This window comes from Mucilaginibacter sp. Mucisp86, from assembly GCF_047324315.1.
GTDB lineage: Bacteria > Bacteroidota > Bacteroidia > Sphingobacteriales > Sphingobacteriaceae > Mucilaginibacter.
Map to the genome: position 1 here is coordinate 2793675 of NZ_CP168503.1, position 12015 is coordinate 2805689.

A 12015-nucleotide genomic window follows, 5' to 3' on the forward strand; every position below is an offset into this window, starting at 1 on the left:
CCCGGGCCGCAGGCAACGCCCACATCATAATAGATGCTCCGAAAATGTATTTAATAATCAATCACTTATAGTTTTGCCATTATAATGAACGAAGCAGTCACATGCTATACAGAGTGGTTTTGTTTCCGTGCAGTTGCCACACTTCGCTCGAAGACATAAATTTTTCGACAAGACTGATTTTTTGCGTCAAACAACACAATGCGTTGCTGAAATGGAACTTTTCCCTATCTTTGGCTTATCAACAAATGGTAACAGCAAACATTAAATATGGCACCGCAGGGACTTTGAAATCCCTTATTCGCAATATCCTTGCGTCGGAGCCTTTTTTTAATGATCCGCCACCAGTTCCTTTTTGCTAACAGATTATCGATAATTCTATCGGGTCTGAATTTCCAACATTATTTTCAAAACAATTTATTCAATGCGGGCAATTGCAGGTATTGTTATGCTTTGCCCAACCTATTCTTAATTTAGCAAAAAATGAAAAAAACATTTGTTCTATTACATATAGCTGTAATACTGGCTGGTTTTACCGGAGTATTCGGGAAACTTATTTCTTTAAATGAATACCTGCTTACCTGTTACCGTACCCTGTTTTCTTTTTTATTCCTGGTGATTATTGTTTGGATCAAAAGGCCGCAATTTAAATATTCATGGAGTAACATAACGGAAATGGGTAAGGCCGGATTATTGATAGCCTTTCACTGGGTGTTCTTTTATGCCAGCATCAAATATTCAAATGTCTCCGTGGGCGTAGTTTGTTATTGCCTTACCAGTTTTTTTACTGCGTTTTTGGCCCCGTTGATAAACAGGAAGCCATTTAATATAACCGAGTTGTTGTTAAGCACACTCACGTTGGCTGGTATTGGTTTAATCTTCCATTTCGATACCTCATTCCGTACGGGCATTGTGCTTGGGGTTATATCGTCTTTCCTGGCGTCGCTGTATACGATCTTTAACGAACGCCTGGTTAAAAAGTACGACGCAACTGCTATGAACCTTTACCAAATGCTGGCCGGAACTATTGCGTTGGTAATAGCATCACCGCTATATCTTCATTTCTTTCCTTCAAAAGCGATACTACCAGGCACATTAGATATCATTTATTTGCTGCTTTTATCGCTTTTTTGCACGGTTGGGCTTTATGTTATGGTAGCCGAGGTTTTAAAAAAGATGTCTGCCTTCACAGTTAATTTGACATTTAACCTGGAACCTGTTTATAGTATTTTACTGGCGATGATTTTATTCAACGAATCCCGGCAACTCAATGTATCGTTTTATGCAGGCCTGTTGATCATTATAATCTCGGTGGTTTTACAGGCCGGATTAAGCCGACGGAAAAGAGTAGGGGCAGATTTGTGATGGAACTCGGAACCCTCCAGACTTACGAAGTTTTTAAAACTTCGTAAGTCTTTAACAACGTTTATTTTTACCCTCGCTCAGACACTCTCGCCGCTGCTTGTGCCGGTAAATCCATATTGCCATCCTGCTTAATGAGGTTAAGTTTATGTTTGGCAATGATCCATTTGTCATTGCTTTCGATAAGTTCGGTATCGTAGGTGCCTTCAACAGTCCAAAGCTCATCGCCAATAAAATGATCGGCTTTGCCATAATAATGAACAAGCGCGGCTGATCCGTTTTGCATTACATAAAAATCGGCCAGTTGGTGATGCGTTTCGTCGAAACCGGGCAGGAAGCCGCGCCACGCTGTAATAATGTCTTCAGACGTTACAGTACTTGCCGGATTGCCGGTCATGGAACTATAGTCAAGCTCTACATTTTCGGCAAGGGCATTTTTAACTTTGCCCCAGTCGCGCTCGTCGGCCCCGGCAAATAAGGCTGTTATGGTTTCAATTATTTGATCTTTCATGGTTTTGCATAGGTTAAATTCACTCAAATATCAATTATCCGGCTCATTTTACATATTAACAACAATCTTTTATATAAACTTGTACTGTTAATGGTTGTTTTCCCAAAACAGCCTCACCATAAAACATGAGTCAGGATTTTTACCAACATATATTTGCTAAACAGCAAAAGCTGGAGGCTGTACCTTCAAACAGGGAAATTACGGCCTGGGCATTAAAAGTTATTCATTTGCTGTACCCCGAACAAACCGGGCAGCAATATGCCTCGGTTGAGGAACTGAAGGATGAGTTTTTAAGGCTTGAGAACGAATTGTGCGAAATTATGCACGCCACCAAAGCCTGCAGTAACTGCGATACCTCAAAGCTGGCTAAAAAGTTTTTTGAAGGCCTTCCCGAGTTGTTCCGGGTTCTGAATACCGATATCCAGGCCATTTTTAATGGCGATCCGGCCGCGCGTAGCGAGTTTGAGGTGATCCGTACCTATCCGGGCTTTTACGCCATTTCGCTTTACCGGCTGGCGCATAGTCTTTATGTTGATGATATTCCGCTGTTACCAAGGATCCTTACAGAATATGCACATTCTAAAACGGGGATAGATATCCATCCTGCTGCCCAGATAGACGAGTATTTCTATATAGATCATGGTACCGGTATTGTTATTGGCGAAAGCTGCAAAATAGGCAAGCATGTAAAGCTGTATCAGGGCGTTACTCTGGGGGCCTTAAGTGTAGACAAAAGCATGGCCAACACCAAACGGCACCCTACAGTGCAGGATAATGTAGTAATATACTCCGGCGCTACTATTTTAGGGGGCGAAACCGTTATAGGTCACAACAGTGTGGTAGGGGGGAACGTTTGGCTCACCAAAAGCCTGCCACCGAATTCAAGGGTTTATCATACACCGAATCACAGGGTACTGAAAAGATTGAGCATTAAATTGTTCGGCCACAAGAAATAAAACATTTACCTAATAAAAATATATAATGGCTGCATTGATAGACCTGATAGGCAATACGCCTATGGTAGAAATTAAAAAGCTGAACCCTAATCCTAAAGTGCGCATCTTCGCCAAGCTGGAGGGCAATAACCCCGGTGGCAGCGTAAAAGACCGTGCGTCGCTTAATATGATCAGGAGTGCCATTGAGCGTGGCGATATCAAGCCGGGCACTAAATTGATTGAAGCAACCAGCGGTAATACAGGCATCGCACTGGCCATGATAGCCCGCCTGTTTGACCTGGAGATAGAATTGGTAATGCCATCTAACTCCACCCGCGAGCGTACGCTTACCATGGAGGCCTTCGGGGCCAAAGTTACCCTGCTGGAAGGGATAGAACTTTGCCGCGACTATGCCGAAGAAAAAGCAGCCACAGGCGAATATTTTCTGTTGAACCAGTTTGCCAACCCGGATAACTACATGGCGCACGTGAAAACCACAGGCCCAGAAATCTGGCGCGATACTGAGGGAAAGATCACACACTTCGTAAGCGCGATGGGTACAACAGGTACCATTATGGGATGTTCAAGGTATTTGAAAGAGCAAAATGCCAATGTGCAGATCGTAGGCTGCCAGCCGGTTGAAGGTTCTTCAATTCCGGGTATCCGCAGGTGGCCTGAGGAGTACCTGCCCAAGATCTTCGATGCGAAGCGGGTAGATAGGGTAATGGATATTTCGCAGGAAGAAGCTACTCAAATGGCCCGCCAGATGGCTAAGGTAGAAGGCGTATTTGCAGGCATGAGCAGCGGAGGAGCGTTATCTGCGGCAATAAAACTGGCTCAGGAGCTTGGTGAAGGCGTGATCGTGTTTATCTGCTGCGACAGGGGAGACAGGTATTTGAGTAGTGAGTTGTTTGGTTGATAACGTATGGAGCCTACAGAAGATCTCAGTAATTATAAATACGGCGTATTTTACTACAATAAAAACGACAGGCGAATCATCGTACCCAAAAGGATCAAATACCTCGGCTGGACATTAAATTTTGCCCGGCCGGTTAGCTATTTTATTATGGGCGTATTAATAACGCTGATAGTTGTAGCCTGGATGGTTGCGCCGGATAAATAGGTTTGGGCACCGATATATCTTAAATTCATGTCATTGCGAGGAACGAAGCAATCTCTTAGCTATACAGAGCGGATTTGCGTGCGTGCGATTGCTTCGTTCCTCGCAATGACATAAATTTATATTCAGAGGCCGTGTCCCCACAACCGATCTGTAAAGTTTTTACAAAATCTCCAATCCCTTCAACTCCACTTCTAAAGCATCTGATGAGGTGAAGTGAATACATTTGATCCCCATTTTTTCGGCTGCTAAGATATTGCGATAGTTATCGTCAATAAACAATGCTTCGCCGGCTTTTACATTGTAGCGATCAAGCAGGATCTGATAAAAGGCTGGGGTTGGTTTCCGCATTTTTTCGGTGCCAGATACTACAATACCATCAAACCAGTTTAAAAAATCAAAGCGTTCCTGCGCCATCGGAAAAGTTTCGGCCGACCAATTGGTCAATGCGTAGATTTTGTATTTGCCGCTTTCCTTTAGCTGTTTGAAAATCTCTACGGTGCCGTGAAAAGGCTCGCCCAACATTTCTATCCAACGCGAATAGAAAGCGCGGATATTGGCTTCATGTTCGGGAAATTGAGCGACAAGCAAATCGGTACCTTCCTGTAGGGATCTGCCGGCATCCTGTTCCTCGTTCCAATCGGGAGTACAGATATTGGCCAAAAAATCTATTATTTCCTGTTCGTTGGTAAACAGGGTACGGTACATATAATGTGGGTTCCAGTCAATTAAAACGGCACCCAAATCGAATATTATGGTGTTGATCATTTCTTTTTTGCGTGGGTTTCGTGAACCTCGGCTTTGGTAACCACCGAATCTTTCAGGAAAACAACAAGCGTTTGGGTATAAATTAAAGTTCCCTTATTGTATTGCCTGTCGAGATCATACACCATGCTATCCTTGCTGCTTAATTGTGGGCGGTGGAGCAGATGGATCACCTTTTGATATTTAAGGCCATTAAGTTGCTTACTGGCGATAAGATCTTCAACCATGCCGGGACGGTAGGCAAAGGTAATGCCGTCTCCATCATCCCATTTATCACGATCAAACTTTTGTTTGCGGCTGCAGGCCGTGAGGCAAACTGCCAGGAGGCAGGTAAATATCAGGGTTTTGTTAAGCATTTTTGTTTCGGTATTGAATCAGGTGCCGGCGGTGTTTACCCAACCATGTCATTGCGAGCGGTAGCGTGGCAATCGCATGCTGTACAGAGCAGATCTGCATAGTTACGAGATTGCTTCGTACCTCGCAATGACATGTTGGTGGCGGCTTTCTTTTGAAAGCTTTTTCCAGCAGCTAAAAATACTGAAATTAATCAACCCCTAAAAGGTAGCCTTTAAAATCAGCAAAATCTTTACCGATGGCTATTGCCAGTTTGGTTTTTGACTCCAATTCTTTTACCTGTTCCGGCACATCAATTTTAGCGGCTACTTCTTCGCCGAAAACATCCGGGAACTTACACGGATGTGCCGTTGAAAGGAATACGCCCGCAGTATCAACAGCGGCATGGTCCTGCTTGTAGTCGGTTAATGCCTGCCATGCGATAGCGGTATGCGGGCAAACCACGTAACCATAGCTGTCAAATACCCAGTTGATGGCTTTTACGGTTTCTTCGTCGTCATATTTAAAGCCAACAACCAGTTCCTTAAGCGCTTCTGTATCGTTTTTAAACAGATCGGCAATACGTACCCAGTTGCTTGGGTTGCCAACGTCCATCGCGTTTGAAAGTGTTGCTACCGACGGCTTGGGCTGATAAACACCGGTTTTTAAAAACGCAGGCACGGTATCATTAACATTAGTTGCAGCAATGAATTTTTCGACAGGTAAGCCCATTTTCCAGGCTAACAAACCTGCTCCGATATTGCCAAAGTTGCCGCTTGGTACCGAGAACACTGCTTTTTTAATGCCTTGTCTTAACAACTGCGCATAAGCATTGAAGTAGTAAAAAGTTTGCGGAACTAAGCGTGCTATATTAATTGAGTTAGCTGATGTAAGGCGGAATTTCTCGTTTAGCTCGTTATCAACAAAGGCTTGCTTTACCAAAGCCTGGCAATCGTCAAAAGTGCCGTCTACCTCAAGGGCGCGAATGTTTTGACCATTGGTGGTTAATTGTTGTTCCTGCACACCGCTCACCTTGCCTTTTGGATAAAGGATGGTTACGCGGGTATTAGGTACGCCCAAAAAGCCGAGGGCCACTGCGCCGCCTGTATCGCCGCTGGTTGCTACCAATACGTCCAGCTGTTTTTCGCCGGGTTCAAGGAAATAGCTCATGACGCGGCTCATAAAACGGGCGCCAAAATCTTTAAATGCCAGCGATGGGCCATGGAAAAGTTCAAGAACGTAAACATTATCTTCCAGCTTTACGATGGGGGCCGGGAAGTTAATGGCATCATCGATCAGTGCTTTCAGATCAGCTTCCGGAATAGAATCGCCAAGCAGGTTTTGGGCTACTTTAAAAGCGATTTCGGGCAGGGTATATTTATCAAGGTTATTGATAAAATCATCATCCAAACGTGGGATGCTGTAAGGCATGTATAGGCCTTTGTCCTGAGGCATGCTATTAAAAACCGCGTCTTTGAAAGATACTTCAGATAGGGTATTATTGGTACTGTAGAGTTTCATTTTTTGATTTCGGAATTCGGATGTTCGATTTCGGATTTGTTTGCATTATGTCATTGCGAGCGTAGCGCGGCAATCGCGAACTGTACAGGGCGGACCTGCTTATCGGGGGTTGCTTCGTACCTCGCAATGACATGGCTTTTTATGGTTTTGACTTAAAACTTGCGACTTTGAGCTTAAGACTTTGGCACTTATCCCAAAACCTTCGGCCCCGCGTCATTGATGGTTGATACGTAACTGTTCGAGCCGATCTTTAAGTCGGTTAAATGCTGCTGTAGTTTTTGGGTGATGACACGGGCCGTTGCTTCATCTTTAGTAAAAGCAAAAACCGATGGGCCTGAGCCTGAGATACCAAAGCTTACTGCGCCAAGTTCCATCGCCATTTCGCGCATTTTATAAAAATCGGGGATCAGCATAGAGCGTACCGGTTCAACCAGTACATCTTTCATACTGCGGCCAATCAGGTCGATATCCTGCATAAATAAACCACTCACTAAGCCTGCAATATTGCCCCATTGGGTTACGGCATCCTTCATCTGGATGTTTTTGCGGATGATCTGGCGGGCTTCGCGCGTAGGTACATCCACATCCGGGAATACGATAGCGCACCACAGGTTTTTAGGATGCGGCAGCCTTACCACATCAAGCGGCTCATAACTGCGGATGAGCACAAAACCGCCAAACAGGGCAGGGGCTACGTTATCCGCATGACCATGACCGCAAGCCATTTCCTCTCCTTTCATAGCAAAGGGAAGCAGTTTTATCGGGTCGGCATCGTCGCCTAATAAGGTTTTAATAGCAAACAAACCTGCTACGGTACTGGCCGAGCTTGAGCCCAAACCGCTGCCAATAGGCATTTTTTTGTGCAGCTCGATATCCAAACCAATATCGGTACGGCCAACGCTTTGTAAATAATGCTGTACGCTCACACTTACGGTGTTTTTTGCAGGATCAAGCGGCAGGCGACCGTCATCGCCGGTAATTTTGCTAAGGGTGATGCCTGGTTTGCCGGTAACACGCATAATTACCTCGTCGCCTGGTTCATCAACCGCAAAGCCCAGCACATCAAAACCGCAAACCACATTGGCTACGGTTGCCGGGGCAAAAACGCGGATGCTACCCCCCCCGCCCCCTGAAGGGGGTGCTACCTGGGGGGCGGCTTTTATTTCTTCTAAATTATTTTCCATGTTTAAAATATCAAACTATTCCTCCCCCTTCAGGGGGCCGGGGGGTTAATTCGCGCCCACGTTTATTAAATCAGCAAATACGCCGGCGGCAGTTACTTCGGCACCTGCGCCTGGGCCCTTTACAACCAGTGGGCGCTCGCGGTACCTGTCGGTAGTAAAGGATATAATGTTATCACTGCCCGACAGCATGTAGAACGGATGGTTTTCATCAACCATTTGCAGGGTGATGCTTACCTTGCCATCTTCCAGTTTGCCGATGTAACGCAAAACCTTACCGTCTTTTTCGGCGGCATCTTTTAGCCTGGCAAAATGAGCATCTTCAGTTTTTAGTGTCGCATAAAAATCCTCAACAGTTTTAGCTTCAAGGCTCGCTTTAGGCAGTACGCTTTCTATTTCAACGTCGGCTTCTTCCATCGCATACCCGGCGTCGCGGGCAAGGATGAGCATTTTACGCATAAAGTCCTTACCGCTCAGGTCATCACGAGGATCGGGTTCGGTATAGCCTTTTTCCTGGGCTTCTTTAACCACATCGTGGAAATTGGCATCGCCTTTAAAGTTATTAAAGATGAACGATATAGTACCCGAAAGTATTGCCTCGATACGCTGTACCCTGTCGCCGCTGTTCATCAGGTTTTTAAGGGTATTGATAATTGGCAGACCGGCGCCAACGTTGGTTTCATAAAAGAAATCAACACCATGGGCACGGGCGGTATCTTTAAAGGTACGGTATTGTTTGTAGCTACCCGAATTACCTATTTTATTGCAGGTGATGACCGAGATATTGGCTTTAAAAATCTCTTCGTAAAAACCGATAGGAACAGGGCTTGCAGTATTGTCAATAAACACACAGTTTGGCAGGTTCATTTCTTTCATCCGGTTGATGAACGATTGCAGATCGGCCTCGTAAGGTGATGCTTGCAGGTCATTCTGCCAGGTATCTAAAGAGATGCCATCACTGTTAAAAGTCATTTTGCGGGTATTGCTGATCCCGGCTATTTTAACCTGTATGCCATTGTTATCTTTTAAGTAGTCGCTATGGGCATTCAATTGATTAAATAACGTTTTGCCGATATTGCCGGTACCCAGGCAAAATGCATGCAGGGTTTTGGTAAGCTGTACAAAGAAGGCATCATGAACGGCATTTAATGCTTTTGACAGGTCATTAGCCGAGATGATCACCGAGATATTATATTCTGATGACCCCTGCGCTATAGCCCTCACATTAACACCGTTACGGCCCAGCGCATGGAACAGTTTGCCAGACATGCCCGGTGTTTGTTTCATATTTTCGCCAACGATGGCCAGGATAGCAAGTTTTTTTTCGATAACCAGGTGCTCCAGTTTTTTGGCGGCAAGTTCAAGTTCAAATTCCTGCTCAATAACTTGTTTGGCCCTTTCGGTATCCTGGGGCTGCACCGCAAAAGTGATGCTATGCTCAGATGACGACTGGGTAATCAGGATCACGTTGATCTGCTCGCGGGCAAGCAAGGAGAATAAACGGCCGCTAAAGCCCGATTTGCCCACCATGCCGCTGCCCTCTAAGTTGAGGATGCTGATATTGTTGATAGATGAAATACCTTTGATTGGCAGGGTAGAGGCCTTGCAGTCGTGACGGATCACGGTGCCTGCAAACTCAGGCTCAAAAGTATTTTTGATAACGATAGGGATCTTCTTTAAAAACGCAGGGATCATGGTTGGCGGATAGATCACCTTGGCGCCAAAGTACGAAAGCTCCATGGCTTCGGTATAGGTAAGCTCGGTTAAAGAGAACGCTTTTTTCACCATACGCGGATCGGCGGTCATCATACCGTTAACATCTGTCCAGATCTGGATTTCCTGCGTGTTTAATGCTGCACCGAAAATGGCAGCCGTATAATCAGAACCTCCGCGGCCCAATGTTGTAGTTTGTCCGGCGTCATTTGAGGCGATAAAGCCGGTAACGATCAGGGTTTTACCTTTGTTTTCGGTATACAGGCCTTGTACCAATCTTTCGGTAAGCTCGGTATTTACTTTGGCGTTGCCGAAAGCGCTATCGGTTTTGATCACATCGGCGGCATCAACAAATAGCACATCTCCAAAATGCTGGGCTGCAACTTTGCTCACCATCAGGGTTGAGCAGCGCTCGCCGAAAGCCAGTACCTGGTCGCGGGTTTTCGGGGTAAGTTCGCGAAGGGTAAGTACGCCCTGCAGCAATTCTTCCAGCTGGTTGAAGTGAATTTTTAAACGGGTAAGCGCCGGGTTTTGGTTTTGTACATCCAACAGGGCCTTTACCGTATCGAAATGGCGTTTCTCCAATTCGGCCAAACCGGCGGTAAACTCTTTGCCATTTGCCGCGTCTTCGGCCATAGCCGAAAGCAGGTTGGTTACACCGCCCATGGCTGATAATACCACCACGGGTTTTTCATCATTTTTTACTTCATCCTTCAGGATGCTTAACAGGGTTTGGATGCTGCTTACAGATCCAACGGAAGTACCTCCGAATTTTAAAACTTTCATTTATGGGTTAGTAATCGTTCTATAACAAAAAAACCCTCCTCTTTGCGGAGGAAGGTTTTTCTTTTGGCTTTCATTTTATGTTTTTACACCATACGATTATCTTCCTCCGAGGTTTATGCCGGTGGTAATAATAATTGTAGTAATGGTGTTGTTAATTGTCATATATAATGTCTGTAAAGTAAGTAGATTATTTTCTGATTTGCAAGGAATATTTAACAAATTATGATTTTCGCAATAATTGTCAGGTAGTTGGGTGAGTAAATGATGGATTTGATAATGAGGGCGGTAAGTAAAAGGTTTTATCAGCAATTGCATCTTATTGAAGATTGAGACATGGTATCAATAAACTGTTTTGAGACTTACGAAGTTTCAAAAACTTCGTAAGTCTGGATTCTAATTAAAAAGACTAAACGAGCGTCATTGCGAGTAACCATCAGGGAAACCCTGAAAAAATGCGTAATGACGTAAAAAATATATTCCGCGATGCTGTGCGGGAGCCGCGTTAGTGATAGTAGCGGATACCGGCCATGTGGCTAATGCCTGTGCAGTATGAGCGGATAGCACGAGCCGCAGGCAACGTCCATATTCACAAAACCGATCAAAAAAACATGCTTAATAATCAATAACTTACAATCACGTCATTATAAGGGACGAAGTAATCCCTAATAGGCAGAGTTGCTACACAGGTTCGCCCTGTAAAGTCGGGGATTGCTTCGTACCTCGCAATGGCGGTAGTATAAGAGTCTGATCCCAGAATCCGCAATAAATTTAATTTGCTACTTTTGAAGCTTGACAATATGCAGGGACTAATAACAAAATCAACAGGAAGCTGGTATCAGGTACAAACCCCCGATGGGCAAAAGATAGATTGCCGTATCAAGGGCAAGTTTCGTATTAAGGGTATCACTACAACCAATCCTATTGCTGTTGGCGATATAGTTGATTTTGAAATGGAGCCCGACCGCGAAGATGGTGTGATCACCAATTTGCATCAACGCAAAAACTACATCATTCGTAAGGCCATTAACCTGAGCAAGCAAGCGCAGATCATTGCCGCCAATCTTGATCAGGCTATTTTGGTGGTTACGCTGGCCTCTCCGCGTACCTCACTTGGCTTTATCGACCGCTTTTTGGTTACTGCCGAAGCATACGATATCCCAGCAAGGTTGGTATTCAATAAACTCGATCTTTTCAGTGATGAAGGCCTGGAAGTATTGGCCGATTATAAAGCTATTTATGAAGATATCGGCTATCCGTGTTTTGAAGTTTCGGCCATTGAGGGAACCAATATCAGCCAGGTACAGGACCTGCTGAAAGATAAGGTTACCTTGTTTTCTGGTCACTCGGGGGTGGGTAAATCAAGCCTGATCAATGCGCTGCTGCCAGAGCTTGAGCTACGCACACACATGATATCCGATTGGAGCGACAAAGGGATGCACACGACCACTTTTGCCGAAATGTTTGAACTGCCACAGGGCGGTTTTATCATCGATACTCCCGGCATCCGCGAATTGGGTGTTATCGACATAGAAAAACAGGAGCTCAGTCATTTCTTCCCTGAAATGCGTGAGCGGATGCACGACTGCCGTTTTAATAATTGCCGTCATATCAACGAACCCGGCTGCGCTGTGCTTGAAGCTTTGGAAGAGGGAGAGATAACCCTATCCCGCTACGAAAGCTACCTGAGCATTTATAACGGGAACGATACGAGAGCTTAGGAGAGAGAAGCAAGACCGTTAGAATCAGGAGACAAGAAGAATACAACTCTTGTCATTTCGATGGAGCGTGTAG

General features: G+C 45.0%; 11 protein-coding genes. 5 read left to right on the forward strand and 6 right to left on the reverse strand.

Annotation, left to right across the window (positions count from 1 at the left end; genetic code table 11):
- Positions 1–480: 480 nt before the first annotated feature.
- Entirely contained in the window at positions 481–1362 is an 882-nt protein-coding gene (locus ACEN9X_RS11860) for a DMT family transporter (protein ID WP_413670568.1), read from the forward strand.
- Between the two features lie 67 nt (positions 1363–1429).
- Here ACEN9X_RS11860 and ACEN9X_RS11865 read toward each other — a convergent pair whose 3' ends face one another.
- Positions 1430–1870: a nuclear transport factor 2 family protein gene (locus tag ACEN9X_RS11865; RefSeq protein ID WP_413670569.1), complete on the reverse strand. Its 441-nt coding sequence runs from the start codon at positions 1868–1870 to the stop codon at positions 1430–1432.
- A 125-nt stretch (positions 1871–1995) separates the two neighbouring features.
- Here ACEN9X_RS11865 and epsC point away from each other — a divergent pair, with 125 nt between their 5' ends.
- Genes epsC through ACEN9X_RS11880 form a run of 3 tightly spaced genes read left to right on the forward strand, consistent with a single transcriptional unit; the run spans position 1996 to position 3928 of the window.
- On the forward strand, positions 1996–2826 hold the full coding sequence (epsC, locus tag ACEN9X_RS11870; protein WP_413670570.1) for a serine O-acetyltransferase EpsC: 831 nt from the start codon (positions 1996–1998) through the stop codon (positions 2824–2826).
- A gap of 25 nt (positions 2827–2851) precedes the next feature.
- Positions 2852–3724, forward strand: coding sequence for a cysteine synthase CysM (cysM, locus tag ACEN9X_RS11875; protein WP_413670571.1), 873 nt, complete (start codon positions 2852–2854; stop codon positions 3722–3724).
- 6 nt (positions 3725–3730) lie between these two features.
- On the forward strand, positions 3731–3928 hold the full coding sequence (locus ACEN9X_RS11880; RefSeq protein ID WP_413670572.1) for a DUF5808 domain-containing protein: 198 nt from the start codon (positions 3731–3733) through the stop codon (positions 3926–3928).
- A 159-nt stretch (positions 3929–4087) separates the two neighbouring features.
- Here the strand turns inward: ACEN9X_RS11880 and ACEN9X_RS11885 are convergent, their stop codons facing one another.
- From ACEN9X_RS11885 to thrA, 5 genes are all read right to left on the reverse strand, one after another.
- Positions 4088–4693: an HAD family hydrolase gene (locus tag ACEN9X_RS11885; protein ID WP_413670573.1), complete on the reverse strand. Its 606-nt coding sequence runs from the start codon at positions 4691–4693 to the stop codon at positions 4088–4090.
- A complete protein-coding gene (locus ACEN9X_RS11890; protein WP_413670574.1) occupies positions 4690–5046 on the reverse strand; it encodes a hypothetical protein in 357 nt (118 codons plus the stop codon). The genes ACEN9X_RS11885 and ACEN9X_RS11890 overlap by 4 nt, the downstream gene beginning before the upstream one ends.
- A 187-nt stretch (positions 5047–5233) precedes the next feature.
- Positions 5234–6544, reverse strand: a complete 1311-nt coding sequence (thrC, locus tag ACEN9X_RS11895; RefSeq protein WP_413670575.1) for a threonine synthase — start codon at positions 6542–6544, stop codon at positions 5234–5236.
- Positions 6545–6732: 188 nt separating this feature from the next.
- A complete protein-coding gene (locus tag ACEN9X_RS11900; protein WP_413670576.1) occupies positions 6733–7728 on the reverse strand; it encodes a homoserine kinase in 996 nt (331 codons plus the stop codon).
- A gap of 45 nt (positions 7729–7773) precedes the next feature.
- Positions 7774–10224: a bifunctional aspartate kinase/homoserine dehydrogenase I gene (gene thrA / locus ACEN9X_RS11905; protein ID WP_413670577.1), complete on the reverse strand. Its 2451-nt coding sequence runs from the start codon at positions 10222–10224 to the stop codon at positions 7774–7776.
- 797 nt (positions 10225–11021) lie between these two features.
- On the opposite strand from thrA, the gene rsgA reads away from it, so the two are divergent.
- Positions 11022–11942: a ribosome small subunit-dependent GTPase A gene (gene rsgA / locus ACEN9X_RS11910; protein ID WP_413671132.1), complete on the forward strand. Its 921-nt coding sequence runs from the start codon at positions 11022–11024 to the stop codon at positions 11940–11942.
- Positions 11943–12015 lie beyond the last annotated feature (73 nt).

What these genes read in the sequence shown, in the direction of transcription:
- ACEN9X_RS11860 (WP_413670568.1), top strand. Translation starts at nt 481, where the DNA reads ATGAAAAAAACATTTGTTCTATTACATATAGCTGTAATACTGGCTGGT.
- ACEN9X_RS11885 (WP_413670573.1), bottom strand. Translation starts at nt 4,693, where the DNA reads ATGATCAACACCATAATATTCGATTTGGGTGCCGTTTTAATTGACTGG.
- thrC (WP_413670575.1), bottom strand. Translation starts at nt 6,544, where the DNA reads ATGAAACTCTACAGTACCAATAATACCCTATCTGAAGTATCTTTCAAA.
- thrA (WP_413670577.1), bottom strand. Translation starts at nt 10,224, where the DNA reads ATGAAAGTTTTAAAATTCGGAGGTACTTCCGTTGGATCTGTAAGCAGC.
- epsC (WP_413670570.1), top strand. Translation starts at nt 1,996, where the DNA reads ATGAGTCAGGATTTTTACCAACATATATTTGCTAAACAGCAAAAGCTG.
- cysM (WP_413670571.1), top strand. Translation starts at nt 2,852, where the DNA reads ATGGCTGCATTGATAGACCTGATAGGCAATACGCCTATGGTAGAAATT.
- ACEN9X_RS11880 (WP_413670572.1), top strand. Translation starts at nt 3,731, where the DNA reads ATGGAGCCTACAGAAGATCTCAGTAATTATAAATACGGCGTATTTTAC.
- ACEN9X_RS11890 (WP_413670574.1), bottom strand. Translation starts at nt 5,046, where the DNA reads ATGCTTAACAAAACCCTGATATTTACCTGCCTCCTGGCAGTTTGCCTC.
- ACEN9X_RS11900 (WP_413670576.1), bottom strand. Translation starts at nt 7,728, where the DNA reads ATGGAAAATAATTTAGAAGAAATAAAAGCCGCCCCCCAGGTAGCACCC.
- ACEN9X_RS11865 (WP_413670569.1), bottom strand. Translation starts at nt 1,870, where the DNA reads ATGAAAGATCAAATAATTGAAACCATAACAGCCTTATTTGCCGGGGCC.
- rsgA (WP_413671132.1), top strand. Translation starts at nt 11,022, where the DNA reads ATGCAGGGACTAATAACAAAATCAACAGGAAGCTGGTATCAGGTACAA.